Source organism: Caldimonas tepidiphila (genome assembly GCF_003569765.1).
In the GTDB taxonomy this organism is placed as follows: Bacteria; Pseudomonadota; Gammaproteobacteria; order Burkholderiales; family Burkholderiaceae_C; genus Caldimonas; species Caldimonas tepidiphila.
In genome coordinates this window covers 22,226-46,422 of the sequence record NZ_QXMG01000002.1, presented here as the reverse complement: position 1 = coordinate 46,422, position 24,197 = coordinate 22,226, and the positions used below count along the sequence as shown (strand labels likewise).

The following is a 24,197-nucleotide window of genomic DNA, read 5'->3' as shown; positions in this document are numbered from 1 at the left end:
CTTCCTAGCGGCGCGCGCGGCGCCTCCCTAAGCTGCCTCCGCATCCGGCAACTGAATGGAGATTTCCGATGGAAGCGCAACGAAGGGCGGCGCGGCGACCCGCGTCGGCATACCGGGCATCGATCCTCGCGCTGGCAGTGCTCGGCGTGGTGCTGCCCTGGCAACACAACCTGGCTTACTTCCTGGCCGGCGGCAGCGTCGCGCCGGCCGACTTCTTCGGCAGCGCCTTCGCCAACGAGCTCACCACGGCGATCACCCTCGACGTCTATCTCGCGGCCCTCACCTTCGCGGTCTGGGTCGGGCACGACGAGGGCGCACCGCGCAGGCGCTGGCTGTACGTCCTCGCCTGCTTCGCGATCGGGCTGTCGTTCGCCTTGCCGCTCTACCTGCTGATGCGGCAGCCCCGGGCACAGGCCGCTGCCCGCGAGCAGGCAGGGCGCGGCGCGCCCGGCCCTTAGCCCTGCGGGGGATCGCCGAGGGCGCCGACCGACAGGGGCCAGTGATCCCCGTCCTCGCGACCCAGCCCGCTCATCAGCGCCTGCAGAGGATGGCCGGCCAGCTGCCGGAGGTCGCGCGCCATGTGCGACTGATCGTAGAAGCCCTGGGCCAGCGCGAGCTCGGCTCCGCCCACCGGGCCCCGCATCGCCCGGTACAGCGTCGCGGCCACGCGGTCGACCCGCTGGAAGCGCTTCGGACTCATCCCGAACTCGGTGCCGAAGCGGCGTTCGAGCTGGCGCAGGCTCATCCCGAGTGCGGCGGGAGCCTCTGCAAGGTCCCTGCACACCGCACGCTCCCACGCTTCGAGGCGGGCACGGCGGGCGGCATGCACCGGAAGGGACGCCAGCTGGCGCACGAAGCGGAACAGGACCGACAGGCGCGCCTCGTCGCCGGACGCACGTTCGAGCTGCTCCTCCCAGTCCGCCCACCGCGGCCCGTACAGCGCCAGCATCGGGACGAAGGTGTCGACCGCAGCCGCCGCCCCGGTGCCGAGCAGGCAGGGCAGCGCGGCTGCTTGCACGATGAGCCCCACCGCATGCAGCGGCCCCACATGCCGGTAGACCGCGGGCCGGGTGCCCGGCCCCACGAACGCCGCCCGAGGCAGGGGCAGGTGTGCGGCAGTGGTGACCTCGCCACGCAGGCGCACCGTGATCATCCCGGTGGTGAGCGCCGGAAATCGGGAGATTCCGGGGCCCGGGCCCCGGTGGATGACGACGCCGCCCCGGATCCAGGCACGGAGATCCGCGGGAGCGGGAACGTAGCGATGCATGGCGGGGTGGGCGGCTCGGGTTCCGGGCCTCGTTTCGGAAAGCGCCCGGGCCTGCAGGAGCGTGCCCGGGCTGCGGCGAAGCAGCCGTCGGAGGCCGCCTCGCACTCGGGGGAGCGGACTCGCCCTACTTCGTGCCGAAGATCTTGTCGCCCGCGTCCCCTAGGCCGGGGATGATGTAGCCGTTGGCATCGAGGTGGCTGTCGATCGCGGCGGTCCAGCAGCGCACGTCGGGGTGCGCGTCGGACAGCGCCTTCACGCCCTCGGGCGCGGCGACCAGCACCAGCGCGCGGATGTCGCGGCAGCCGCGGCGCTTGAGCAGATCGACGGTGGCGATCATCGAGCCGGCGGTGGCGAGCATCGGGTCGATGATCAGCGCGGTGCGCTCGTCGAGGTCGCCGACGAAGCGCTCGAAGTAGTGCTCGGGCTGCAGCGTCTCGTGGTTGCGCGACAGGCCGACCACGCTCACCTTGGCGTTGGGCACCATGTCGAGCACGCCGTCGAGCATGCCCAGGCCCGCGCGCAGGATCGGCACCACGGTGACCTTGCGGCCCTTGATCTGCTCGACCTGCACCTCGCCGCACCAGCCGGCGACGGTGGTGGTCTCGAGCGGGAAGTCGGCGGTGGCCTCGTAGGCGAGCAGCCGGGCGATCTCGGCCGTGATCTCGCGGAACTTCTTGGTGGAAATGTCGGCTTCGCGCAGCAGGCCGATCTTGTGGCGCACCAGCGGGTGCCGGACTTCGATGACGGACATGGTGTGTCTGGGAGGGAATCGGATCGGCACAGTGTAGCGAGCGCACCGCCCCCCTTCGCGCCCAGGGTCCGGGATCGTGCCGCTGTAGGAACTTGCCTGAGGTCCCTGTCGGCATGGCGCGAAGCCTCCCGCCCGGTTTGCGCAACAAGCGGATCAGCCGCGATCCGATGGCGCCGGGGCAGCGGCGACCGCACAATCGCGTCCCGCGTCGCGGACGCCGGCAGCAAGCCCGGGCCTTCGGGCAGCCAGGACCGCCGTCTTCGCGCCCGCCCCGTCTTCCACCGCCTGCGAACGAGCCCTGCGCGGCGCAACCGTCCTCACCGCTTCGACGAACCGCCCCGGGCCGCGGGGCCTGTCGCGGCGCACCGGAGCCACTTCAATGGCGCACTTCCCGAGCAACATCGACCCCACCCCCTCCCCGCCGGCCCGGGAAGGCGCGCCGGCGAGCCGACTCCTGGAGCGGATCACCGACGCCTTCCTCGCCACCGACGCCGCCGGCCGCCTGGTCCATGCCAACGCCGGCGCGGCCTCGCTGCTGGGCGCCCCCGCGGAGTCCCTGGCGGGACGCAACCTGCTGACGGACTTTCCCGGAGCGCTCGGCCCGATGTTCGCGCCGCAGTTCCTCAACGCCCTGAGGACGCAGCGCAGCGCCGTCTTCGAGGTCGAGCCCGGACCCGGGGCTTCCGATCGCTGGCTGGAAGGCAGCATCTACCCGGACGAGGACGGGGTGTCGGTCTGCCTGCGCGACATCACGCATCACAGGAAGGCCCAGGAGGCGGGCCGCAAGCGCACGCGCGCGTTCATGGCCCTGGCCGAGCACGCCACCGACCTCATCCAGCGATTCGACCGCGGGCTGCGCTTCGTCTACGCCAATCATGCGACGCAGCGCGAGACGGGCCTGCCGCCCATGGCGTTCCTCGGGCGCACCCACACGGATCCCACCCTGGGCCTGCCGGCGCCCCTGGCCGCCTTGTGGCAGCAGGAGATCTCCGCGGTCTTCCAGACGATGCGCCCGCGCGAGTTCAAGGTCGAACACGAGGGGCCGCAGGGAACCCGCTGGTTCGACGTGCGGCTCGTGCCCGAGTTCGACGGCGCGGGCCGCGTGGAGTCGGTGCTCGCCGCGGCCCGCGACGTCACGGTCCAGCACCGCGCGGAGGCGCGGCTGCGCGAGAGCGAGGAACGCTTCAGGACGCTGAGCGTGTCGGCCCCGATCGGGATCTTCCAGTCCGACACGCGAGGCCTGGTTCAGTACGTCAACCCTCGCGCGCAGGCCATCTGGGGGGCCAGCGAGGCGGAGCTGCTCGGTGCCGGCTGGATGGACCGGGTGCATCCGGAAGACCTGCCCGCGCTGCTGCGCGGATGGCATGCGGCCCTGCTCGCCCACGGCGAGTGCCAGCTGGAGTACCGGCTGCTGATGCCGGACGGCACGATCCGGCACGTCCGGGGCCAGGCTGCGCCGCTGCGCGATGCAGCGGGCGCCGTGACCGGCACCGTCGGCACGATCGAGGACATCACGGAGCGCAAGCGGATGGAGACGGCGCTCGCCGACAGCGAGCGCAGCCTTCGCCTGGCGCTCCAGGCCGGCGGAATGATCGCCTGGGAACGCGACCTGAGGAGCGACGTCCTGCGCCTGCGCCTAGGCGGCACGGAGCCGGACGGCGTCCTCGGCGCCGCGAGCGGCATTCCCGCGCCGGAACTGAGCCCGGCGTTCGGGAACGGTCTCCGCGCGAGCTTCTCCGATTTCCTGCAGGACCTGCATCCGGACGACCGGGAGCGCTTCTTGGCGGCCTGCGAGGACTCGGAGCGCAGCGGCGAGGAGTTCAACCAGGAGATCCGCCTGCGGCAGCCGGACGGCCGCATCCGCTGGTGGAAGGTGATCGGCCGCACCGTTCCCGACCTCGGCGGCCGGCCCGGGCGCACGCTGGGCATGGGCCTGGACATCACCCGGGAAAAGGAGAGCCTGGAGCGCCTAGCGCACAACGAGGCCCGCCTGGCGGCGCTGGTTTCAAGCGCCAGCGACGCGATCGTCAGCCTGGACGCCGCGGGACGGGTCATCCTGTTCAACCCGGCGGCCGAGCGGATCTTCGGCATGCCCAAGGACGAGATGCTCGGGGCGAGCCTGGAGCGCATCCTGCCCCCGAAGGCGAGAGAGAGGCACGACCACAATTTCGAGCGCTTCACGCGCACCGGCCAGAACCCGCTGTTCGGGAAGCTCGGGCACCTCAAGGGCCTGCACCGCGACGGCCACGAGATCGAGCTCGAAGCCTCCATCTCGCATGCCTCGGTGGCCGGCCGCTCCGAGTTCACCGCCATCCTGCGGGACGTGACGGAGAGGATCCGCGCCGAACGCGAGCGGGCGCAGTACCAGGGCGAGTTGCGCGCGCTGACGCAGCGCCTGCTCGAGCAGGAAAAGGAGACCACCCGCCGCATTGCCGAGCACCTGCACGACGACCTGGGCCAGACCCTGTGCGCGCTGCGGCTGATCCACGAGAGCGGCATGCGCCGGCTCGCCAAGGAGCAGCGCAGCCCCGACGATTGGCTGGAGAACGCCAGCGCGCTGATCGCGGACGCGAACCGCAAGGTCCGGCAGGTTCTCAACGACCTGCGCCCCGTGCTGCTCGAGGAGGTGGGGATGCAGGCGGCGATGGAGAACGAGCTGCTGCAGCCCTACCTCGCCGGCAGGAAGCCGGAGACGCGCCTGGAATGGGCGGCGGGCGACGCCTCGAGGCGCTGGCCCCCCCAGGTGGAATACGCCTTCTTCATGATCATGCGCGAGGCCTACAGCAACACGCTGCGCCATGCCCGTGCCGGCCAGGTGTGGATCCGGGTCAGCGGCGGCGAGACGAGCCTGACGATGAGCATCGAGGACGACGGGGTGGGGACGCCCGGCCTCGATACGCTCGTGCGTCCCGGCCACCTCGGGCTGGTGAGCATGCGCGAGCGCGCGAACGCGATCGGCGCGCTGCTCGAGATGTGCTCCGCGCCCGACGCCGGCACGAGGATCAGCGTGGCCTGGAACCGGCCGGGCGACGAGGCGCCGGGGGCCTGAGGCGGCGCGGCCCCGGCGCCGGGCGGTGCCTCAGCGGCGCTGGCGCACCGCCTCGTACAGGCAGATGCCGCTTGCCACCGACACGTTCAGGCTCTCGACCGCGCCGGCCATCGGCAGGCTGACGAGCTCGTCGCAGGTCTTGCGCGTGAGCTGGCGCATGCCGGTGCCCTCGGCGCCGAGCACCAGCGCGACGCCGCGCTTGAGGTCCGCCTCGTAGAGCGTGGCGGGCGCGTCGTCCGAGGTGCCGACCACCCAGATGTCGCGCTCCTTGAGCTCCTTGAGCGTGCGCGCGAGGTTCGTGACCATGAAGTAGGGCACCGTCTCGGCCGCGCCGCTGGCGACCTTCGCCACCGTCGCGTTGATGCCGACCGCGTGATCCTTCGGTGCGATCACCGCGTGCGCGCCGGCCCCGTCGGCCACGCGCAGGCAGGCGCCGAGGTTGTGCGGGTCGGTCACGCCGTCGAGCACCAGCAGCAGCGGCGGCCCCTCGACCGAGTCGAGCAGGTCGTCGAGCGAATGCGCCTGCGGCACCGGCTGCGCGCGCGCGACCACGCCCTGGTGGCGGTGCGTGCCGCACAGCTTGTGCAGCCGCTCGTCGTCGCTCTCGACGAGCTTGGCGCCCGCCTCCTCGGCGCGCGCGAGGAACTGCCGCATGCGCTGGTCGCGGCGCGTGGCGTCGTAATGGATCTCGGTGATGGACTGGGGCGCGGTCTTCAGCCGCACGGTGACGGCATGGAAGCCGAACAGGATCTTGGCGCTCATGGGGCGGGATGGTAAGCCCTCGCCGCCGCGGCCTCCATCTCCGGTGCGCCGGACACGAGCCGCCCGGCCTCGATGCGGATCTGCCGGTCGCAGCGCGCGGCGATGCCGCGGTCGTGCGTGACGAGCACGAGCGTCGTGCCGAGCTCGCGGTTGAGCTCGAACATCAGCTCCATCACCGTCTCGCCGGTCGCGAAATCGAGGCTGCCGGTCGGCTCGTCGGCCAGCAGCACCTCCGGCTGCACGACGAAGGCGCGCGCGAGCGCGACGCGCTGCTGCTCGCCGCCGGAGAGCACGCGGGGATAGTGACCCAGGCGCTCGCCGAGGCCGACGCGGCCGAGCATCTCGGTCGCGGCACGCCGCGCGTCCGGGCGCCCCTGCAGCTCGAGCGGCAGCATCACGTTCTCGAGCGCGGTCAGGTTGCCCATCAGCTGGAAGCTCTGGAACACGAAGCCGACGCGCTCGGCGCGCACCGCGGCGCGCGCGTCCTCGTCGAGCGCGAACAGGTCGATGCCTGCGAGACGCACCGTGCCGCGCGTCGGCGTGTCGAGCCCGGCGAGGATGCCGAGCAGCGTCGACTTGCCGGAGCCCGAGGCGCCGACGATCGCCGCCGATTCCCTGGCGGCGAGCGTGAAATCGACATCGTGCAGAATCGTCAGCACTCCGCTGGAGTCCCGCACCTCCTTGGTGACGCGGTCCACGGCAATGATCGGTTCTTCGCTCATGAGTTCTTCTTTCATCGGACGCAGGCACTTTATCGCGCTCGGCGCCGCAGCCGCGCTCACCGGGCTTTGGAGCCCGCCGGCACGCGCCGCCGCGGCGACGATCCTGATCGTCGGCGACAGCCTGTCGGCCGAATACGGCATCGAGCGCGGCAGCGGCTGGGTGGCGCTGCTCGAGCGGCGGCTCGCGCGCGAGAGGATCGACGCGCGCATCGTCAACGCGAGCGTCAGCGGCGAGACCACCTCCGGGGGGCGCTCGCGGCTGCCGGCGCTGCTGAAGAAGCACCGGCCGACGCACGTGCTGATCGAGCTCGGCGGCAACGACGCGCTGCGCGGGCTGCCGATCGCGCAGACGCAGGCCAACCTCGACGCGATGACGCAGGCGGCGCAGCAGGCGGGCGCCAAGGTGGTGCTGATCGGCATGCAGCTGCCGCCCAACTACGGAGGCAGCTACGCCCGCAGCTTCGAGGCCATCTACCGCGCCGTCGCCGACGATCGCCGGGTGCCGCTGGTGCCCTTCCTGCTGAAGAACGTCGCCGACGTGCCCAACGCCGTCGACTTTTTCCAGCCCGACCGCATCCATCCGCGCGCCGAGGCCCAGCCGCTGATGCTCGACAACGTCTGGCCCATCCTCAAGCCCCTGCTGCGCTGACCTGGTGCAGGGGCCTTCGCTCGCCCGGCGACAATCGGGGGCATGAACTTCCAAGTGATTTCCGCCGCCGAGGCACTGCAGCGCCTCGGCGAGTTCGACGCCGTGATCGACGCCCGCTCCGAGAGCGAGTACGCCGAGGACCGGCTGCCCGGCGCCGTCAACTGGCCGGTGCTCAACGACGCCGAGCGCGCGCTGGTCGGCACCGAGTACAAGCAGGTCTCGGCCTTCGAGGCGCGCAAGCGCGGCGCGGCGCTCGTGTCGCGCAACATCGCCGCGCACATCGAGCGCGAGCTGCTCGACAAGCCGCGCGACTGGAAGCCCCTGATCTACTGCTGGCGCGGCGGTCAGCGCTCGGGCTCGATGGCACTGGTGCTGAGCCAGATCGGCTTTCGCGTGCACCTGGTCGACGGCGGCTACCGCGCCTACCGGCGCGAGGTGTTGCGCGAGCTCGAGGAGCTGCCGCGGCCGCTGCACTTCCGCGTGCTGTGCGGCGAGACCGGCAGCGGCAAGAGCCGGCTGCTCCTCGCGCTCGAGCGCCAGGGTGCGCAGGTGCTGGACCTCGAGCGCCTCGCCTGCCACCGCGGCTCGGTGCTGGGTCTGCTGCCGGGGGAGATCCAGCCCTCGCAGAAGGCCTTCGAGTCGAGCATCCGCACGGTCTTGCGTGGTTTCTATCCTTCACAACCCGTGTATGTTGAAAGCGAGAGCCGCAAGGTCGGCGAACTGCGGGTGCCCGAGGTGCTGATCGAGCGCATGCGCGCGGCCGAATGCCTGCGCGTCGAGCTGTCGCTGCCGCACCGGGTCGAGCTGCTGATGGAGGACTACGACTGCTTCGTGCGCGACACTGCGGCCTTCTGCGCCCGGCTCGAGCTGCTGACGCAGCTGCGCGGCCGCGCGGTGGTGCAGGACTGGCAGCTTGCCGCGCGCGAGGGCCGCACCGCAGAGGTGGTCGAGCAGCTGCTCGTGCAGCACTACGACCCGATCTACCGCCAGTCGATGCAGCGCAACTTCTCGGCCTACGAGGACGCGCCGGTGCTGCGCCCCGCCTCGGGACGCTGGGAGGACCTCGACGCCGCGGCGCGCGAGCTGCTGGCCGGATCCGCGCCTGCGGCCGTCGGTGCCGAGGCGCAGCCGGCCGTCCACGCGGCCTGACTGACGGAAAAGGAAAAAGCCCTGCCCGGCTCGCGCCGGCGGGGCTTTTCGCGGGAGGCGCGCGGCGCCTCAGCCCATGTGCAGGCCGCCGTTGACCGAGAAGTCGGCGCCGGTGGCGAAACCCGCCTCCTCGGACGCGACCCACGACACCATCGACGCGATCTCCTCGGGCGTGCCCAGGCGCTTCACGGGAATGGTCGCGACGATCTTCTCCAGCACCTCCGGCTTGATCGCGCGGACCATGTCGGTGCCGATGTAGCCGGGGCTGACGGTGTTGACCGTCACGCCCTTGGCGGCCAGCTCCTGCGCCAGCGCCATCGTGAAGCCGTGCATGCCGGCCTTGGCGGCGGAGTAGTTGGTCTGGCCGGCCTGGCCCTTCTCGCCGTTGACCGAGGAGATGTTGACGATGCGGCCCCAGCCCTTGTCGACCATGTCCGGCACCACCTGCTTGGTGACGTTGAACATGCTGTTGAGGTTGGTCTCGATCACCGCGGCCCAATCCTCGCGCGTCATCTTCAGGAACATGCGATCGCGCGTGATGCCGGCGTTGTTCACGAGGATGTCGATCACGCCGTGCTCGGCCTTGGCCTTCGTGAAGGCCTCGACGGTCGAGTCCCAGTCCGCGACGTTGCCGACCGAGGCGTAGAAGGTGTAGCCCAGCGCCTTCTGCTCGTCGAGCCACTTGGCGTGGTCGCGGCTCGGGCCGCAGCCGGCGATCACCTTGTAGCCGTCCTTGTGCAGGCGCTGGCAGATCGAGGTGCCGATGCCACCCATGCCACCCGTCACGTAAGCCACTTTCTGCGTCATCTCACTCTCCTTGGTCTGTCTGTTATGAAGCTGCCGGACCGGGCTCGCGAACGCTCGCCGCCCCACCCTGCCCGGCACTTTTCTCGTCGGTCGCTCAACGCTCCAGCGTCAGCGCCACGCCCATGCCGCCGCCGATGCACAGCGAGGCGATGCCCTTCTTCGCGTCGCGGCGCTGCATCTCGTGCAGCAGCGTGACGAGGATGCGGCAGCCCGACGCGCCGATCGGGTGACCGATCGCGATCGCGCCGCCGTTGACGTTCACCTTGCTGGTGTCCCAGCCCATTTCCTGGTGCACCGCGCAGGCCTGCGCCGCGAAGGCCTCGTTGATCTCGAGCAGGTCGAGGTCGGCGGGCTTCCAGCCGGCGCGCGCCAGCGCCTTCTGCGCCGCGGGCACCGGGCCCATGCCCATGTAGGCGGGGTCGAGCCCGGCGCTCGCATAGGACGCGATGCGCGCCAGCGGCTTGAGGCCCAGCTGGTTCGCCTTCTCGGCGCTCATCACCATCACGGCGGCGGCGCCGTCGTTGATGCCCGAGGCATTGCCCGCGGTGACCGAGCCCGCCTTGTCGAAGGCCGGCCGCAGCCCGGCCAGCGCCTCGGCGCTGGTCTTCTTGTTGATGAACTCGTCGGCGTCGAAGACGATCGGGTCGCCCTTGCGCTGCGGGATGCTCACGCCGACGATCTCGTCCTTGAAGCGGCCCGCCTCCTGGGCGGCGGCGGCCTTCTGCTGCGAGGCCAGCGCCAGCGCGTCCTGCTGCTCGCGCGTGATGCCGTACTTCTTGGCCACGTTCTCGGCCGTGATGCCCATGTGGTACTGGTTGTAGACGTCCCACAGGCCGTCGTTGATCATGGTGTCGACCATCTTCCAGTCGCCCATGCGCTGGCCGTCGCGCGAGCCCATCAGCACGTGCGGGCTCAGGCTCATGTTCTCCTGGCCGCCGGCGATCACGATCTCGGCGTCGCCGTCACGGATGGCCTGCGCGGCCAGCATCACCGCCTTCAGGCCCGAGCCGCAGACCTTGTTGATGGTCATCGCCGGCACGCCGTGCGGCAGCCCGGCCTTGATGACGGCCTGGCGCGCGGGGTTCTGGCCGGTGCCGGCCTGCAGCACCTGGCCGAGGATCACCTCGCTGACCTGCTCGCCCTGCAGGTTCGCGCGGCGCAGCACCTCGCGCAGCACGGTCGCACCGAGCTCGGCCGCCGGCGTCTTCGCCAGGCTGCCGCCAAACTTGCCCACCGCGGTGCGCGCGGCGGAAACGATCACGATATCGGTCATGGGACTGCCTCCTGAAAAAATCGGTATGGATGAACGGCCCGGGCTCAGGCCTTCTGCTTCACGTAGCGGCCCGGTGCAGGCTCGATGGCCTTGTACTCGCGGTTGCCGTAGGTCTTCGGTGCGGCGACCTGCTCGCCCGCGAGCGGCTTGAGCCAGCCCGACCACTCGGGCCACCAGCTGCCCGGCTGCTCGGTGGCGCCGGCCAGCCATTCCGCGGCGGTGGCGGGCACCTCCGGGTTGACCCAGTGGCTGCGCTTCTTCTTCGCGGGCGGGTTGATCACGCCGGCGATGTGGCCCGAGGCGCCGAGCACGAAGCGCTTCTCGCCCTTGAGGATGCGCGTGCTCGCGTAGGCGCCCTCCCAGGGCACGATGTGGTCCTCGCGTGAGGCGTAGATGAAGACCGGCGCCTTGATGCGGCCGAGGTCCACCGGCACGCCGCAGACCGTCAGCGCGCCCGGCTCCTTGAGCTTGTTCTCGAGGTAGGTGTTGCGCAGGTACCAGCAGTACATCGGCCCCGGCAGGTTGGTGCTGTCCGAGTTCCAGTACAGCAGGTCGAAGGGCGGCGGCGTCTCGCCCTTCAGGTAGTTGCCGACGACGTAGTTCCACACCAGGTCGTTGGGGCGCAGGAAGGAGAAGGTGGCCGCGAGCTCCTGGCCCTTCAGCAGCCCGCCGTGCGCGGGGCTGTCCGGACCCATCAGCATCTCGCGCAGCCGCACCCCGGCCTCGTCGATGAAGACGTCGAGGATGCCGGTGTTGCCGAAGTCGAGGAAGGTGGTCAGCAGCGTCATGCTCGCCGCCGGATGCTCGTCGCGGGCGGCCAGCACCGCGAGCGCGGTCGCCAGCAGCGTGCCGCCGACGCAGAAGCCGAGCGTGTTGATCTGCTCCTGGCCCGAGATCGCCTTCACGCGGGCGATCGCCTCGAGCACGCCGGTCTGGATGTAGTCGTCCCAGGTGGTCTGCGCGAGGCTCTCGTCCGGGTTGCGCCAGCTCATCACGAAGGTGCGGTGGCCCTGCTCGACCGTGTAGCGGATTACCGAGTTCTCGGGCTGCAGGTCGAGGATGTAGTACTTGTTGATGCACGGCGGCACGAACAGCATCGGGCGCTTGTGCACCTTGGGCGTGAGCGGCTTGTACTCGATGAGCTGGAACAGCTCGTTCTCGAACACCACCGCGCCCTCGGTCGTCGCGACGTTGCGGCCCACCTCGAAGACGCTCTCGTCGGTCTGCGACATGTGGCCCTGGCGGATGTCGTCGAGCAGGTGCTGCATGCCGGCCGCGAGGCTCTGGCCCTGCGTCTCGATCGCCTTGCGCTGCGCCTCGGGGTTGAGCGCGAGGAAGTTGCTCGGCGCTGCGGCGTCGACCCACTGCTGCACCGCGAAGCGGATGCGCTGGCGCGTCTTCTCGTCGGCCTCGACCGCGTCGGCCATCTGCATCAGCGTGCGCGAGTTCAGCAGGTAGAGCTGCGCTACGAAGGCGGCCATCGGGTTGGACTTCCACTCCGGCGCCGAGAAGCGCCGGTCGGCCGGCAGGGGTGGTCCGTCGGCCGACATCGCCGCGTTCCACATCTGGGAGGCCTGCTGGAGGTAGTCGTTCTGGATCTGCGCGAGCGTCTGCAGCGGCAGCTTCACGTTGGCCATCTGGCTCAGGGTATCGGCGAGCGGGTTCTTCAGGAGCCCCTGGTTCAGGAGCCCCTGGTCGAGCCCGACGCCGAAGGGCGCTGCGAGCGGGATCTGGAACGGCAGGCCGGCGTTCGGCACGGGGGCCGACGAGGCGCTGCGGGTGGCGGCGTTGTCCATTTGTGCTGTCTCCTCTGCGTGACTCTGCACTTTGCGTTTCATCCCTTGTAAGCCCGCAGTCTTACCACGTCATGACTGTAACGGCCGGCACAATCTGCGCCTTTGTCGTCACCGCTGCCCCGGGCTTCTCTCATGTATCTCGTTGCCGTCGTCTGGATCTATGTCGCGTCGATGATGGCGCTCGCCGAAGCCACCAGCACCACCGGAACGGTGCTCGGCGCGGTGTTCACCTTCGTCCTCTACGGGCTCGGCCCGGTGTCGCTGGTGGTGTACCTGCTCGGCACCCCGGCGCGCCGGCGCGCGCGCAAGGCCGCCGAGGCCCTGGCGCTCGCGGCGGTGCAGCAGGACGCCTCACGAGCCGATCTCCCGGCGCAGCCAGACGGCGGCCGCCATGCGCCCGGTCACCCGGTCGCGGCGGAACGAAAAGAACCTTGAGGCGTCCCGGACCGTGCACCACTCGCCGCCGGCGATGCGCTGCACTCCGCGGGTGCGCAGGCGCTCGCGCGCGAGTTCCGGCAGGTCGGCCCACCAGTGCGAGGCCCGGGCGGGCCTGAAGCAGCCCGCGAGCGGCTCGGCACCGGGGCCCGGTGCCCCGCCCGGCGACACGCCGAAGGCCTGCAGCACCTCGGCGCCGACCTCGAAGGACTCCGGGCCGATGCAGGCGCCGAGCCACGCGTCGAGCTCGTTCGGCTCGCAGTTGGCGGCCTCGCAGAGCGCCTCGACGGTGGCCTCGAGCACGCCTGCCGCGAGCCCGCGCCAGCCGGCATGCGCGGCGGCGACGCCGCGGCCGCCGGGTGCCGCGAACAGCACGGGCAGGCAGTCGGCGACCATCACCGTGCAGGCCACGCCGGCCTCCGTGGTCACGCTGGCATCGGCTTGCACGCCCTGCAGCGACGCCGCCGAGCCCTGCGTCAGCCGCACGACGCGCCGGCCATGCACCTGGTCCAGGAACACCGGGGTCGCGCCGAGGGCCTCGGCGAAGCGCGCCCGGTTGGTCGCCACGTCGGCCGCATCGTCACCGACATGGACACCGAGGTTGAAGCCGGCATAGGGACCGCGGCTGACGCCGCCGTCGCGGCTGCTCATCAGCGCACCGACGCGGTCGTCCACCGACCATCGGGGCGCCAGCCAGGCGGGATGCATCTCAGGCCTCGGCGTCCGGGCAGCGCGAGGGCTGCGCCGCGATGAAGGCGGGATGCTGCATGCAGCGCTCGAACACGCGCATCACGGTGGGCACGTGCTCGAGCCGGCACTCAAAGCGCTGGGCGTTGAAGATCTGGGGCACCAGCAGGCAGTCGGCGAGGCCGGGCGTGTCGCCGTGGCAGAACTCGCCGGTCTCGGGCGACGCGAGCTGCCGCTCCACCGACTCCAGGCCGGTCTCGACCCAGTGGCGGTACCAGGCGTTCTTGGCCTCCTCGTCGACCTTCAGTTCGTGCTTCAGGTAGCGCAGCACCCGCAGGTTGTTGAGCGGATGGATCTCGCAGGCGATGTCCAGCGCCAGCGCCCTCACCCGGGCGCGCCCGGCCGCGTCGGCGGGCAGCAACGGGGGTTCGGGATGGGTCTCGTCGAGATACTCGATGATCGCGAGCGACTGGCTCAGCTGCCGACCTTCGTCCTCGAGCAGCGGCACGAGGCGCGCTGCCGACATCTCGCTGAACGGGGGCTTGAGTTGCTCGCCGCGCACGAGGTGCACCGGGAGGTAGTCGTAGCGCAGCCCCTTGAGTTCCAGCGCGATTCGCACCCGGAACGAGGCCGAGGAGCGAAAGTAGTTGTGCAATTTCATCGATTCAAAGTGTAGTCCTGTGCCTGCGAATCATCCGGCATGCCCGTGCCTGCGGCAGTGTTTGGCATCTCTACTGGACGGTCGGGAATTGAATGTGTAAAAGCCCCTTCAATCTTTCAGGTTTCTGACCTCATTCCTGCGGCGTGACGCGCAGGCGCAGCTCGCTCAGCCCCTCGATGCGGCCGAGCAGCCTGTCGCCCGGCTGCACCGCGCCGACCCCCTCGGGGGTGCCGGTGAAGATCAGGTCGCCGGGCGCCAGCTCCCAGGCGGCCGACAGGTGCTCGATCACCTCGGCGAGGCTCCAGATCAGCCTGGACGTGCGGCTCGCCTGGCGCGGCTGGCCGTTGACGAGCAGCTCGATCGGTGCGTCGAGCACGCCGGGAGCGGCCTGCGCCGGGGTGATCGGCCCGATCGGCGCGGACTGCTCGAAGCCCTTGGCGATGCACCAGGGGCGGCCCTGCTTCTTCATGTCGTTCTGGAGGTCGCGGCGCGTCATGTCGAGGCCGACGGCGTAGCCCCACACGTGCGCGAGCGCCTGCGCGGCCGGGATGTTCCTGCCGCCCTTGCCGATCGCCGCGACGAGCTCGATCTCGTGATGCAGGCTGGCGGTCAGGCCGGGGTAGCGCATCGCGCCCTCCTCGCCCGCCGCCACCGGCAGCACCGCGTCGGCCGGCTTCAGGAAGAAGAACGGCGCCTCGCGGCCGGTATGGCCCATCTCGATCGCATGCTCGACGTAGTTGCGGCCGACGCAGTAGATGCGTCGCACGGGGAAGGTGTCGGCCGAGCCGGCGACCGGCACGCGGGGGACGACGGGGGCGTCGAAGACATCGCTCAATTTCAGCTCCTGGGAGGGGGGAATGCGCAGCGCCCCATGCTAGCGAGTCCTGCGGCATGCGGGCCAGCGCGGCCGTCGGGGTTTGCGTGCTGCGGCGGCCGAAACGGCCGCGCTACACTGGACCTCATGCTTCAATCCCGCCCGATCAAGCACTGCCGGGCCTGCGGCACCCCGGTGGACTACCAGGTGCCGGCCGACGATAACCGCGAACGCGCCGTCTGCCGGGGCTGCAACACGGTGCACTACGAGAATCCGCTCAACGTGGTCGGCACCGTGCCGGTGTGGGAAGACCGCGTGCTGCTGTGCCGCCGCAACATCGAGCCGCGCCGCGGCCTGTGGACGCTGCCGGCGGGCTTCATGGAGCTCGGCGAGACCACGGCCGAGGGCGCGCTGCGCGAGACGGTCGAGGAGGCCGGCGCCAACGTCCGGCTTGAGGGCCTGTTCTCGCTGCTCAATGTCGTGCGCGCCGGCCAGGTGCACCTGTTCTACCGCGCGACGATGCTCGACACCGGGCTGAGCCCGGGTCCCGAGACGATCGAGGCGCAGCTCTTCAGCGAGGCCGAGATCCCCTGGGACGAGCTCGCGTTCCGCACCGTGCGCGAAACGCTGCGCCTGTACTTCGCGGACCGCGAGCGCGGTGGCTTCGGCGTGCACGTGCTCGACATCGCCTGACGCGCGGGCCGCGCGGCGCTGCCGGGGGCGCGCCGCCAACCCCTACAATGCGCGGCGTTGGTGCTCGCGCCGCCGTCCGGCGGCGCAGTTAAACGGGAAGCAGGAAGAGCCAGCGGCCGCGCCGCGCTCCAACCTGCGCTGCCCCCGCAACGGTAAGCGGACGAAGGCATACCGCCTTCCGCTCGTGTCTTCAACCCACTGGATGCCTCGCATCCGGGAAGGGCACACGGGTCGCTCCGCCAGCCCGGATACCGGCCAACATGGCGGTCGCGTCCCTGATGCGACCAGACGACAGGGCCTGCGGGGAAGCAGGCGCCTGGCCCCTTCTCGGTAGTTCCTTTATGCAGTCCCTGCTGTCGCACGAGTCACGTGCCGTTTCGAGCACGAGCGCGCACGCGCCTTTCCGTCTCCACTTTGCGGTGGCCGCCGTCGCCTTTTTCGCCGCCGCCAACGCGCTGGCTCAGCCCGGCACCGCACGCCTCGACGACGTCGTGGTGACCGCGACGCGCTTCGCAGAACCGGCACGCACGCTGCCGCTCGGCGTCAGCGTCATCACCGCGGAGGATATCCGCGAATCGGGCGCCGCCACGATCAACGAGGCCATCATGCGGCTGCTCGGCGTTCCGGGCCGGCAGGACTTCTACGGTGGCGGCGACTACGCGCTCGACCTGCGCGGCTTCGGCGAGACCGCGGCGAGCAACCAGGTGATCGTGCTCGACGGCATCCGGCTCAACGAGGCCGACCTGAGCGGCACGCGCCTCGCGGGCATCTCGATCGAGTCGGTGGACCGCATCGAGGTGCTTCGCGGCAGCGGCGCGGTGCTCTACGGCGAGGGCGCCACCGGCGGCGTCATCGTCATCACGACCCGGGCCGGCGCGGGCAAGGCGCGCCGCAACACGGCCTCCGCCTACGCGGCCGCCGGCAGCCACCAACTGCGTGAACTGCGCGCCGATGCGACCGTCGCCGCAGCCGGATTCTCGCTCGACGTCGCGGGCGCCAAGCGCGACTCGGACAACCACCGCGACAACTTCCGCTCGGAATTCGACGCCGCCTCCGCCACCGTGCAGTGGCGCGGCGACGGGCTGCGACTCGGTGCGAGCCATGCGCGCGACGACCTGTCGACGGGTCTGCCCGGCGCGCTCACGCCCGAGCAGTACGCGGCCGACCCGCGCCAGGCGGGCTCGCAGACCGACCGGGCCTCGATCCGCAACACCCGCGACACACTCTTCGGCGAGGCGCGCCTCGGCGCGTGGGAGCTCGGGCTGGATCTCGGACGCCGTGACAAGAAGTTCGCCAGCAGCTGGAACTACCAGACCGAGGCGCAGAACCGCTCGCTGCGCGCGCGCCGGCAGGGCAGCGTGCTTGGCGCGCGAAACGTGCTCGTCCTCGGCACCGACCACGGCCGCTGGGAACACAGCTTCGGCTCGGAGCAATCCACACATGCCTGGTACGTCAGGGACGAGCTGACGCTGCCCGGCAGCGAGACGCGCCTGAGCACCGGCTGGCGCACCGAGCGCATCGACAAGATCACCTTCGCTGGTGAGCTGCCGGAGCGACAGCACGCCTGGGAGCTGGGCTTGAGCCAACCGCTCACGGCAGGCCTGACCGTGTACGGCCGGCTCGGGCGCAGCTTCCGCCTGCCCAATGTCGACGAGGTCGGATTCACGCTGCCGGCCACCGAGCTGCGGCCCCAGACCTCCCGTGATGTCGAGGCCGGCGCGCGCTGGGCGCATGCCGCGGGCCGCATCGAGGCGCGGCTCTACCGCAGCAGCCTGGACGACGAGATCGGCTACGATCCGACGCAGCCCAACCCCAACTCCTGGAACGGCTTCGGGGCGAACGTGAACTTCGATGCCACGCGCCGCCAGGGGCTGGAGCTCGAGGCAACGCATGCGCTGGGCCGCACGATCGCGCTGTCGGGCCACGCTGCGCTGCGCAGCTCGAGCTTCCGAGCCGGCCCGCATGCCGGTCAGGACGTGCCGCTGGCGCCTGCCCGCACTCTCGCGCTGCGCACGGACTGGCAAGCCGGGGCAGGCCACCGCCTCTCCGGCGGCCTGAGTTGGGTGTCATGGCAGCATCCGGGCGGCGACTTCGACAACCGCTTCCGCATGCCGTCCTACCTCACCGCGGACGCCCGTTACGCTTGGCAGTGGCAACAGGCCGAATTCGCGCTTGGCGTGACGAACCTGTTCGACCGCAAGCACTACACCCAGGCTTTCCTGCGCGGCGACGGCGCGACGCTGGGCATCTACCCCGAGGCGGGCCGCACGGTCACGGCCTCGGCACGGGTGCGCTTCTGAACGCCGCGGCGGCCGCCGGGAGAGCAGAGAGGTCCGACATGCCAGCCTTCCTCGCACTGCCCCCCGGCCCCCGCCGCATCGTCTGCCTCACCGAGGAGACCACCGAGTGGCTCTACCTGCTCGGCGAGGAGGCGCGCATCGTCGGCATCTCGGGCTACACCGTGCGGCCGCGCCGTGCGCGCGACGAGAAGCCCAGGGTCAGCGCCTTCCTCAGCGCCAAGGTCGACCGCATCCTCGAGCTGCAACCGGACTGCGTGTTCGGCTTCTCCGACCTGCAGGCCGACATCGCCGCCGAGCTGATCCGCAAGGGTATCCAGGTGACGGTGTTCAACCAGCGCAGCGTCGAGGAGATCTTCTCGATGCTGTTCCAGGTGGCTGCGATCGTCGGGCAGGCCGACCAGGGGCTGGAGAAGATCGCCGCGATGCGCGCGCGGCTGGCGCAGATCAAGCAGGCCGCGGCCGCCCTGCCCCGCCGCCCGCGCGTCTACTTCGAGGAGTGGGACGAGCCGCACATCAGCGCGATCCGCTGGGTGTCGGAGCTGGTCGGCATCGCCGGCGGCGACGACTGCTTTCCGGAGCTCGCAGCGAAGCCGATGGGGCGCGAGCGCATCATCGCCGACGGCGCCGAGATCGTGCGGCGCGACCCCGAGATCGTCGTCGGCTCGTGGTGCGGCAAGAAGTTCCGGCCCGAGAAGGTGGCCGCAAGGCCGGGATGGCAGGATGTGAGCGCGGTGCGGACCGGCTCGCTGTTCGAGATCAAGTCGGCCGACATCCTGCAGCCCGGCCCGGCGGCGCTGACCGACGGCGTCGAGCAGCTGCACCGCATCGTGACGGAGTGGAACGCGCAAAGATGTCGATGAAATTGAACGTGGCTCGCAGCGAGCTGATCCTCGGCGGGCAGAAGAGCGGCAAGTCGCGCCGCGCCGAGGAGCTTGCGCTCGCCTGGCTCGACCAGGACGAGTCGCACCGCGCGGTGCTGATCGCCACCGCGCAGCCCTGGGACGAGGAGATGCGCGAGCGCATCGAGCGCCACAAGCGCGAGCGCGCCGCGCGCGTGCCGCGCCTGGAGACGGTGGAGGAGCCGCTCGCGCTCGCCGAGGCGCTGACGCAACTCGGCCGCGCCGACACGCTGCTGGTGGTGGACTGCCTGACCCTGTGGCTGACGAACCGGCTGATGCCGGTGATGCCGGGCGAGCCGCCGGTGGGCGACGGCGAGGAGACGCTCGCCGGCGCGATCGCGCGCTGCGCCGGGCCGCTGGTGCTGGTGTCCAACGAGATCGGGCTCGGCGTGATCCCGATGGGGCGCGACACGCGCGCCTTCGTCGACTCGCTCGGGCGGCTGAACCAGACCGCCGCGCTCGCCTGCGAGCGCGTGACGCTGATGGCCGCCGGCCAGCCGCTGATGCTGAAGGGCGCTGCGTGAGCGCGTCGCCGGGCCGCCCCAAGACGCGCGAAGTCCCGCTTGGCGGGACCGCGCACAGCGCGAGGGGGCACCAATGAGCAAGCGGGTGCTCCGCGCGGCCCTGGCGGCGCTGGCGCTGCTCGCCGCGTCGACGCTGCCGGCGCGCGCCGAGATCCGGATCACCGACGACCGCAACGCGACCGTGCGCCTGAAGGCGCCGCCGCAGCGCATCGTCACGCTGCTGCCCTCGCTCACCGAGACGGTGTGCGAGCTCGGCGGCTGCGCGCGGCTCGTCGGCGTGGACCGGCACTCGAACCACCCGGCCGCGGTGCGCTCGCTGCCGCGCACCGGAGGGCTCGAGGACGCCAACGTCGAGATGATCGTGTCGCTGCGGCCCGACGTGGTGCTGCTCGCGCTGTCCTCGCGCGTGATCGACCGGCTCGAGGCGCTGGGCATCAAGGTCGTCGCGCTCGAGCCGCGCGCCTACGAGGACGTGCAGCGCATGGCGGTGAAGGTCGCGCAGCTGCTCGGCGGCCCGGACGCGGCCGCCGACGGCGAGCGGCTGTGGCGCCGCATCGAGGCGCAGGTCGGCGCCGCGGCCCAGAGCGTGCCGCCCGCGGCGCGCGGCATGCGCGCCTACTACGAGGTCGACAGCGCGCCCTACGCGGCCGGCGAGTCGTCCTTCATCGGCCAGACGCTCGCGCGCCTCGGGGTGCGCAACATCGTGCCGGCGGCCATGGGGCCCTTCCCGAAGCTGAACCCGGAATTCGTCGTGCGCGCCGACCCGCAGGTAGTGATGCTGTCCTCGCGCAACGCGGTCAACCTCGCCACGCGGCCCGGCTGGGAGCGCATCGACGCGCTGCGCCGCCAGCGCGTGTGCCGCTTCCGCGACGCCGAGGTCGACGTGCTGTCGCGCCCGGGCCCGCGCATGGGCGAGGCGGCGCAGATCCTCGCGCGCTGCCTGCGCGAGCTCGTCCCCGCCGAGGGACGGCAACCGTGAGGGGCGTGGGCCTCGGCCTGCTGCTGGCGGGCAGCGTCGCGCTGCTGCTGCTCGGCGTCGCGATCGGCAGCACCGGCTGGTCGCCGCCCTGGGGCGGCAGCAGCGGCGATGCGGTCGCGAGCCAGATCCTGTGGGAGATCCGCGCGCCGCGCTCGCTCGGCGCCTGGCTCGCCGGCGCGCTGCTGGGCCTGGGCGGCGCGATCGCGCAGGGCCTGTTCCGCAACCCGCTGGCCGACCCCTACCTGCTCGGCAGCGCCTCGGGCGCGACGCTCGGCGTCGCGCTGCTGCTCGCGGCCGTCGGCGCCTCGCCCGCGGCCACCGCCTGGGCGCTGAAGCTCGGGCTCACCGCCGCGGCCTTCCTCGGCGCGGTGCTAGCGGTGTGGATGACGCTCGCGCTCGCGCGCGGCGTGCAGCACACGCTGCGGCTGCTGCTGGCCGGCGTCATCGTCGGCGTCGTGCTCGCCGCGGTGAAGGACCTCGCGCTGCTGTCGGCGCCGGACATCCTGCGCCCGATGCAGGCCTTCATGCTCGGCACCACGGGCTTTCTCGGCTGGAGCAGCGTGGCGGTGCTCGCCATGACGCTCGCCGCCTGCCTCGCTGCCGGCATCGGCTGCAGCCGCGCGCTCGACGCGCTCACGCTCGGCGAGTCGGCGGCGGCGAGCCTCGGCGTGCGGCTGAAGGCCGTGCGCGTGCTGCTGGTCGCCACGCTCGCGCTCGCCACGGGCGCGGCGGTCGCGCAGGCCGGGCTGATCGCCTTCGTCGGGCTGGTGGCGCCGCACCTGGTGCGCAGCGTCTTCCGCGTCACGCATGCCGCGCTGCTTCTGCTTTCGGCGATCGCCGGCGGCCTGCTGCTGCTCGCCGCCGACATCGCCGCGCGCTGGGCGCTGGCGCCGCAGGAGCTGCCGGTGGGCGTGCTGACCGCGGTGTTCGGCGGCGGCTACCTGCTGTGGCGCATGCACCGCGGGCCGAAATGGAGCGGCGCATGAGGGCCGGAGCGGCCCTGAGCGCGCGCATCCGCGAGGTGCGGCTGCAGCGCTGCCCGGTGCTCGGCGAGATCGCGCTCGAGCTGCGGCCGGGCCGCTGGTGCGCGATCGTCGGCCCCAACGGCGCCGGCAAGTCGACGCTGCTGCGCACGCTCGCCGGGCTGCAGCCCTGCGACGGCGAGGTGCGGCTGATGGAGCGGCCGCTGGCCGACTGGCCGGCGAAGGCGCGCGCCCGCACGCTCGCATGGCTCGGCCAGGGCGAGAACGGCGCCGACGACCTGAGCGCGCTCGACGTCGCGATGCTCGGCCGGCTGCCGCACCAGGCCTGGCTCGCCGCGCCGTGCGACGCGGACCGCGCCGCGGTCGAGGCCGCGATGCGCCGGACGCAGTGCTGGGAGTGGAAAGACCGCACGCTCGGCAGCCTCTCGGGCGGCGAGCGCCAGCGCGTGCTGCTCGCGCGCGCGCTCGCGGTCCAGGCGCCGGTGCTGCTGATGGACGAGCCGCTCGCGCACCTCGACCCGCCGCACCAGGCCGACTGGCTGCAGACGGTGCGCGCGCTCGCGGCCGAGGGCGTCGCGGTGGTGAGCGTGCTGCACGAGCTCAGCATCGCGCTGCAGGCCGACGAGCTGCTCGTCGTCGCGCAGGGCCGCGTGCGCCACCACGGCGCGCCGGGCGACCCCGCCACGCACGCGGCGCTGCAGCAGGTCTTCGAGCACCGGCTGGAACTGATCGAGGTCGAGGGGCGCTGGCTCGCGCTGCCGCAGACCGCAAAGGAGGAGATTCGATGAACCCCAGGACCGTCGCCCGCTGCCCCGCGATGCTCGTCAGCGCCCCCGCCTCCGGCCAGGGCAAGACCAGCGTCACCGCGGCGATCGCGCGCTTCCACGCTCGGCGCGGCCTGCGCGTGCGCGTCTTCAAGACCGGGCCGGACTTCATCGACCCGATGCTGCTCGCGCGCGCCGCCGGCCGCCCGGCGCAGCAGCTCGACCTGTTCATGGGCGGGCTCGCGCACTGCCGCGCGCTGCTGCACGAGGCGGCGCAGGACGCCGACCTGCTGCTGGTCGAGGGCGTGATGGGCCTGTTCGACGGCGACCCGTGCAGCGCCGACCTCGCCGCCGCCTTCGGCCTGCCGGTGCTGGCGGTGATCGACGCCGGCTCGATGGCGCAGACCTTCGGCGCGATCGCGCACGGCCTGGCGAGCTACCGCTCTGACATCCGCGTCGCGGGCGTCGTCGCGAACCGCGTCGGCAGCGAGGGCCATGCGCGCATGGTTTCCGAGTCGCTGCCAGCCGGGCTGCCGCTCGTCGCGGCGCTGAAGCGCGACGCGCTGCTCGCGCTGCCCGAACGCCACCTCGGCCTCGTGCAGGCCGCCGAGCTGCCGGACCTCGAGGCGCGGCTCGATGCCTGGGCCGATGCGTGGGGACAAGGCGGCGGCGCGGACTGGCTGCCGCCGCCGGTCGCCTTCGAGCCGCAGGACCTGCCCGCGATCGAGCCGCGCCTGGCCGGCGTGCGTATCGCGGTCGCGAGCGACGAGGCCTTCTCCTTCGCCTACCCGGCCAACCTCGACGTGCTGCGCGCGCTCGGCGCCGAGCTGATCCCCTTCTCGCCGCTCTCGGATGCGCGGCTGCCGGACTGCGACGCGCTGTGGCTGCCCGGCGGCTACCCCGAGCTGCACGCCGCGGCGCTCGCCGCAAACGCCTCGCTGATCGCGGACCTGCGCGCGCACCAGGCGAGTGGAAAACCGCTGCTGGCCGAGTGCGGCGGGCTGCTGTTCCTGCTCGACGGCCTGACCGACGCCGAGGGCCGGCGCCACGCGATGGCCGGGCTGCTGCCGGGCGAGGCGACGATGAAGAAGCGCTTCCAGGCGCTCGGGCTGCAGCGCATCGCGCTGCCCGAGGGCGAGCTGCGCGGCCACAGTTTTCATTACTCCTCGCTCGAGACGCCGCTCGCGCCGATCGCGCGCGGCGAGAACCCCAACGGCGGCCGCACCGCCGAGGCGGTCTACCGGCTCGGGCGCACCACCGCGAGCTACATCCACCACTACTTCCCGTCCGACCCGCATGCGGTGGCGGCGCTGTTCCAGCCGGCACCGCAGTGCTGACGCTTGCGCTGGGTTTTCAAGGGGCAGCTTGTATGTTGAAGAAAGCTCCCGCCATCTTCGGCCCCCTGCCGGGTGGCACGATGCCCGGCCGGGACCGGCCGGGGCGGGCCGGCCTTCCCCGCGGCCGGCACTGCCGAGCTCCTGGCCCGAACGCCGAGGTGCCCCATGCCGCCTGAATCGATGCGCTGCGAACCGGCTCCCGCCGGGAATACCCCGCGCGATGGGAGCTTCGACGCCGCCGAGCGCGACGCGCTCTACCGCGTGATCGCCGCGCGGCGCGACATGCGGCACTTCGTCGCCGGCGCCCGCGTCGAGCCGGAGGTGCTGCGCCGCCTGCTGGAGGCCGCGCACCAGGGCCCCTCGGTGGGCCTGATGCAGCCCTGGCGTTTTATCCGCGTGCTCGATGCGGAGCTGCGCGCCGGCCTGCACGCGCTGGTCGATGCCGAGCGGCAGCAGACCGCCGAGGCGCTCGGCGAGCGCGGCGCCGAGTTCCTGCGCCTGAAGGTCGAGGGCGTGCGCGAGTGCGCCGAGCTGCTCGTCGCGGTGCTCGCGCCCGACGACGGCACGGTGTTCGGCCGCCGCACGCTGCCCGCCGAGATGGCGGTCTGCTCGCTCGCCTGCGCGATCGAGAACCTGTGGCTCGCGTCGCGCGCCGAGAACCTCGGCATGGGCTGGGTCTCGATGTTCGACCCGGCCGCGCTCGCGACGCTGCTGCAACTGCCCGACGGCGCGCGGCCGATGGGCCTGCTGTGCCTCGGCCCGGTCGAGCGCTTCTACGACGCGCCGATGCTCGAGCTCGAGGGCTGGCGCCGCGCGCGCCCGCTCGACGAGCTGCTCTACACCAACCGCTGGGGCCACAGCGCCCCCTGAGCGGCCCCAACCGAAAGGACATCCCC

Annotated in this window: 24 protein-coding genes and 1 riboswitch; of the genes, 14 read left to right on the top strand and 10 right to left on the bottom strand. The window is 71.9% G+C overall.

Features of this window, described 5'->3' with window-relative positions; genetic code table 11:
• The first annotated feature begins 68 nt into the window (after positions 1-68).
• Positions 69-458: a DUF2834 domain-containing protein gene (locus tag D3A59_RS05930; protein WP_119153982.1), complete on the top strand. Its 390-nt coding sequence runs from the start codon at positions 69-71 to the stop codon at positions 456-458.
• On the opposite strand, the gene D3A59_RS05925 is transcribed toward D3A59_RS05930, so the two are convergent.
• Positions 455-1,267: an AraC family transcriptional regulator gene (locus D3A59_RS05925; protein ID WP_119153981.1), complete on the bottom strand. Its 813-nt coding sequence runs from the start codon at positions 1,265-1,267 to the stop codon at positions 455-457. The two genes, D3A59_RS05930 and D3A59_RS05925, sit on opposite strands and share 4 nt — an antisense overlap.
• A 124-nt stretch (positions 1,268-1,391) precedes the next feature.
• The gene (gene upp / locus D3A59_RS05920; RefSeq protein ID WP_119153980.1) at positions 1,392-2,018 is read right to left on the bottom strand and encodes a uracil phosphoribosyltransferase; all 627 of its coding nucleotides are present in this window, start codon (positions 2,016-2,018) and stop codon (positions 1,392-1,394) included.
• 379 nt (positions 2,019-2,397) lie between these two features.
• Here upp and D3A59_RS05915 point away from each other — a divergent pair, with 379 nt between their 5' ends.
• The gene (locus D3A59_RS05915) at positions 2,398-5,067 is read left to right on the top strand and encodes a PAS domain S-box protein (protein WP_119153979.1); all 2,670 of its coding nucleotides are present in this window, start codon (positions 2,398-2,400) and stop codon (positions 5,065-5,067) included.
• A gap of 30 nt (positions 5,068-5,097) precedes the next feature.
• On the opposite strand, the gene rlmB is transcribed toward D3A59_RS05915, so the two are convergent.
• Positions 5,098-5,829, bottom strand: coding sequence for a 23S rRNA (guanosine(2251)-2'-O)-methyltransferase RlmB (gene rlmB / locus D3A59_RS05910; protein ID WP_119153978.1), 732 nt, complete (start codon positions 5,827-5,829; stop codon positions 5,098-5,100).
• On the bottom strand, positions 5,826-6,566 hold the full coding sequence (locus tag D3A59_RS05905; RefSeq protein ID WP_419187237.1) for an ABC transporter ATP-binding protein: 741 nt from the start codon (positions 6,564-6,566) through the stop codon (positions 5,826-5,828). The genes rlmB and D3A59_RS05905 overlap by 4 nt, the downstream gene beginning before the upstream one ends.
• Here D3A59_RS05905 and D3A59_RS05900 point away from each other — a divergent pair.
• Positions 6,550-7,200: an arylesterase gene (locus D3A59_RS05900; protein WP_119153976.1), complete on the top strand. Its 651-nt coding sequence runs from the start codon at positions 6,550-6,552 to the stop codon at positions 7,198-7,200. The two genes, D3A59_RS05905 and D3A59_RS05900, sit on opposite strands and share 17 nt — an antisense overlap.
• 42 nt (positions 7,201-7,242) lie before the next feature.
• Positions 7,243-8,349 (top strand): tRNA 2-selenouridine(34) synthase MnmH, encoded by a 1,107-nt coding sequence (mnmH, locus tag D3A59_RS05895; RefSeq protein WP_119153975.1) that lies wholly within the window; start codon positions 7,243-7,245, stop codon positions 8,347-8,349.
• Positions 8,350-8,418: 69 nt separating this feature from the next.
• On the opposite strand, the gene phbB is transcribed toward mnmH, so the two are convergent.
• The 3 genes from phbB to phaC all read right to left on the bottom strand — a co-directional run bounded on the left by phbB (position 8,419) and on the right by phaC (position 12,225).
• Positions 8,419-9,156 carry an acetoacetyl-CoA reductase gene (gene phbB, locus D3A59_RS05890; RefSeq protein WP_119153974.1) on the bottom strand — a complete coding sequence of 246 codons (738 nt, stop codon included), beginning with the start codon at positions 9,154-9,156 and terminating at the stop codon, positions 8,419-8,421.
• A gap of 94 nt (positions 9,157-9,250) precedes the next feature.
• Positions 9,251-10,429 (bottom strand): acetyl-CoA C-acetyltransferase, encoded by a 1,179-nt coding sequence (locus D3A59_RS05885; protein ID WP_119153973.1) that lies wholly within the window; start codon positions 10,427-10,429, stop codon positions 9,251-9,253.
• A 44-nt stretch (positions 10,430-10,473) separates the two neighbouring features.
• Positions 10,474-12,225 carry a class I poly(R)-hydroxyalkanoic acid synthase gene (gene phaC / locus D3A59_RS05880; RefSeq protein ID WP_119153972.1) on the bottom strand — a complete coding sequence of 584 codons (1,752 nt, stop codon included), beginning with the start codon at positions 12,223-12,225 and terminating at the stop codon, positions 10,474-10,476.
• Positions 12,226-12,357: 132 nt separating this feature from the next.
• Here phaC and D3A59_RS05875 point away from each other — a divergent pair, with 132 nt between their 5' ends.
• Entirely contained in the window at positions 12,358-12,660 is a 303-nt protein-coding gene (locus D3A59_RS05875) for a hypothetical protein (protein WP_119153971.1), read from the top strand.
• On the opposite strand, the gene pgeF is transcribed toward D3A59_RS05875, so the two are convergent.
• The 3 genes from pgeF to D3A59_RS05860 form a co-directional block, all read right to left on the bottom strand.
• Complete coding sequence (gene pgeF, locus D3A59_RS05870; RefSeq protein ID WP_170162305.1) at positions 12,577-13,368, bottom strand: peptidoglycan editing factor PgeF; 792 nt, start codon at positions 13,366-13,368, stop codon at positions 12,577-12,579. The two genes, D3A59_RS05875 and pgeF, sit on opposite strands and share 84 nt — an antisense overlap.
• Position 13,369: 1 nt before the next feature.
• On the bottom strand, positions 13,370-14,008 hold the full coding sequence (gene maiA, locus D3A59_RS05865; protein WP_119153970.1) for a maleylacetoacetate isomerase: 639 nt from the start codon (positions 14,006-14,008) through the stop codon (positions 13,370-13,372).
• 130 nt (positions 14,009-14,138) lie between these two features.
• Positions 14,139-14,843, bottom strand: coding sequence for a fumarylacetoacetate hydrolase family protein (locus D3A59_RS05860; RefSeq protein WP_119153969.1), 705 nt, complete (start codon positions 14,841-14,843; stop codon positions 14,139-14,141).
• Positions 14,844-14,969: 126 nt separating this feature from the next.
• On the opposite strand from D3A59_RS05860, the gene D3A59_RS05855 reads away from it, so the two are divergent.
• The 9 genes from D3A59_RS05855 to bluB all read left to right on the top strand — a co-directional run bounded on the left by D3A59_RS05855 (position 14,970) and on the right by bluB (position 24,171).
• A complete protein-coding gene (locus D3A59_RS05855; protein WP_119153968.1) occupies positions 14,970-15,515 on the top strand; it encodes an NUDIX hydrolase in 546 nt (181 codons plus the stop codon).
• A gap of 41 nt (positions 15,516-15,556) precedes the next feature.
• Positions 15,557-15,789: riboswitch (cobalamin riboswitch) on the top strand.
• Between the two features lie 145 nt (positions 15,790-15,934).
• Positions 15,935-17,815 (top strand): TonB-dependent receptor, encoded by a 1,881-nt coding sequence (locus tag D3A59_RS05850; RefSeq protein WP_240635961.1) that lies wholly within the window; start codon positions 15,935-15,937, stop codon positions 17,813-17,815.
• A gap of 38 nt (positions 17,816-17,853) precedes the next feature.
• A complete protein-coding gene (locus D3A59_RS05845; protein ID WP_119153966.1) occupies positions 17,854-18,675 on the top strand; it encodes a cobalamin-binding protein in 822 nt (273 codons plus the stop codon).
• On the top strand, positions 18,666-19,238 hold the full coding sequence (locus D3A59_RS05840) for a bifunctional adenosylcobinamide kinase/adenosylcobinamide-phosphate guanylyltransferase (protein WP_119153965.1): 573 nt from the start codon (positions 18,666-18,668) through the stop codon (positions 19,236-19,238). Before D3A59_RS05845 ends, D3A59_RS05840 begins: the two co-directional genes overlap by 10 nt.
• A 73-nt stretch (positions 19,239-19,311) precedes the next feature.
• Positions 19,312-20,217: an ABC transporter substrate-binding protein gene (locus D3A59_RS05835; RefSeq protein ID WP_119153964.1), complete on the top strand. Its 906-nt coding sequence runs from the start codon at positions 19,312-19,314 to the stop codon at positions 20,215-20,217.
• On the top strand, positions 20,214-21,203 hold the full coding sequence (locus D3A59_RS05830; RefSeq protein WP_240635960.1) for a FecCD family ABC transporter permease: 990 nt from the start codon (positions 20,214-20,216) through the stop codon (positions 21,201-21,203). The genes D3A59_RS05835 and D3A59_RS05830 overlap by 4 nt, the downstream gene beginning before the upstream one ends.
• Positions 21,200-21,988, top strand: a complete 789-nt coding sequence (locus D3A59_RS05825) for an ABC transporter ATP-binding protein (protein ID WP_119154132.1) — start codon at positions 21,200-21,202, stop codon at positions 21,986-21,988. The genes D3A59_RS05830 and D3A59_RS05825 overlap by 4 nt, the downstream gene beginning before the upstream one ends.
• Positions 21,985-23,301: a cobyrinic acid a,c-diamide synthase CobB gene (locus D3A59_RS05820; protein WP_119153963.1), complete on the top strand. Its 1,317-nt coding sequence runs from the start codon at positions 21,985-21,987 to the stop codon at positions 23,299-23,301. The genes D3A59_RS05825 and D3A59_RS05820 overlap by 4 nt, the downstream gene beginning before the upstream one ends.
• 165 nt (positions 23,302-23,466) lie before the next feature.
• The gene (bluB, locus tag D3A59_RS05815; protein ID WP_419187236.1) at positions 23,467-24,171 is read left to right on the top strand and encodes a 5,6-dimethylbenzimidazole synthase; all 705 of its coding nucleotides are present in this window, start codon (positions 23,467-23,469) and stop codon (positions 24,169-24,171) included.
• Positions 24,172-24,197: the final 26 nt, after the last annotated feature.

Bases quoted from the DNA above. Each gene is read 5' to 3' on its own strand.
- D3A59_RS05930 (WP_119153982.1), top strand. From the start codon at position 69: ATGGAAGCGCAACGAAGGGCGGCGCGGCGACCCGCGTCGGCATACCGG.
- D3A59_RS05925 (WP_119153981.1), bottom strand. From the start codon at position 1,267: ATGCATCGCTACGTTCCCGCTCCCGCGGATCTCCGTGCCTGGATCCGG.
- upp (WP_119153980.1), bottom strand. From the start codon at position 2,018: ATGTCCGTCATCGAAGTCCGGCACCCGCTGGTGCGCCACAAGATCGGC.
- D3A59_RS05915 (WP_119153979.1), top strand. From the start codon at position 2,398: ATGGCGCACTTCCCGAGCAACATCGACCCCACCCCCTCCCCGCCGGCC.
- rlmB (WP_119153978.1), bottom strand. From the start codon at position 5,829: ATGAGCGCCAAGATCCTGTTCGGCTTCCATGCCGTCACCGTGCGGCTG.
- D3A59_RS05900 (WP_119153976.1), top strand. From the start codon at position 6,550: ATGAGTTCTTCTTTCATCGGACGCAGGCACTTTATCGCGCTCGGCGCC.
- D3A59_RS05905 (WP_419187237.1), bottom strand. From the start codon at position 6,566: ATGAAAGAAGAACTCATGAGCGAAGAACCGATCATTGCCGTGGACCGC.
- mnmH (WP_119153975.1), top strand. From the start codon at position 7,243: ATGAACTTCCAAGTGATTTCCGCCGCCGAGGCACTGCAGCGCCTCGGC.
- phbB (WP_119153974.1), bottom strand. From the start codon at position 9,156: ATGACGCAGAAAGTGGCTTACGTGACGGGTGGCATGGGTGGCATCGGC.
- D3A59_RS05885 (WP_119153973.1), bottom strand. From the start codon at position 10,429: ATGACCGATATCGTGATCGTTTCCGCCGCGCGCACCGCGGTGGGCAAG.
- phaC (WP_119153972.1), bottom strand. From the start codon at position 12,225: ATGGACAACGCCGCCACCCGCAGCGCCTCGTCGGCCCCCGTGCCGAAC.
- D3A59_RS05875 (WP_119153971.1), top strand. From the start codon at position 12,358: ATGTATCTCGTTGCCGTCGTCTGGATCTATGTCGCGTCGATGATGGCG.
- pgeF (WP_170162305.1), bottom strand. From the start codon at position 13,368: ATGCATCCCGCCTGGCTGGCGCCCCGATGGTCGGTGGACGACCGCGTC.
- maiA (WP_119153970.1), bottom strand. From the start codon at position 14,008: ATGAAATTGCACAACTACTTTCGCTCCTCGGCCTCGTTCCGGGTGCGA.
- D3A59_RS05855 (WP_119153968.1), top strand. From the start codon at position 14,970: ATGCTTCAATCCCGCCCGATCAAGCACTGCCGGGCCTGCGGCACCCCG.
- D3A59_RS05845 (WP_119153966.1), top strand. From the start codon at position 17,854: ATGCCAGCCTTCCTCGCACTGCCCCCCGGCCCCCGCCGCATCGTCTGC.
- D3A59_RS05840 (WP_119153965.1), top strand. From the start codon at position 18,666: ATGTCGATGAAATTGAACGTGGCTCGCAGCGAGCTGATCCTCGGCGGG.
- D3A59_RS05835 (WP_119153964.1), top strand. From the start codon at position 19,312: ATGAGCAAGCGGGTGCTCCGCGCGGCCCTGGCGGCGCTGGCGCTGCTC.
- D3A59_RS05825 (WP_119154132.1), top strand. From the start codon at position 21,200: ATGAGGGCCGGAGCGGCCCTGAGCGCGCGCATCCGCGAGGTGCGGCTG.
- D3A59_RS05820 (WP_119153963.1), top strand. From the start codon at position 21,985: ATGAACCCCAGGACCGTCGCCCGCTGCCCCGCGATGCTCGTCAGCGCC.
- bluB (WP_419187236.1), top strand. From the start codon at position 23,467: ATGCCGCCTGAATCGATGCGCTGCGAACCGGCTCCCGCCGGGAATACC.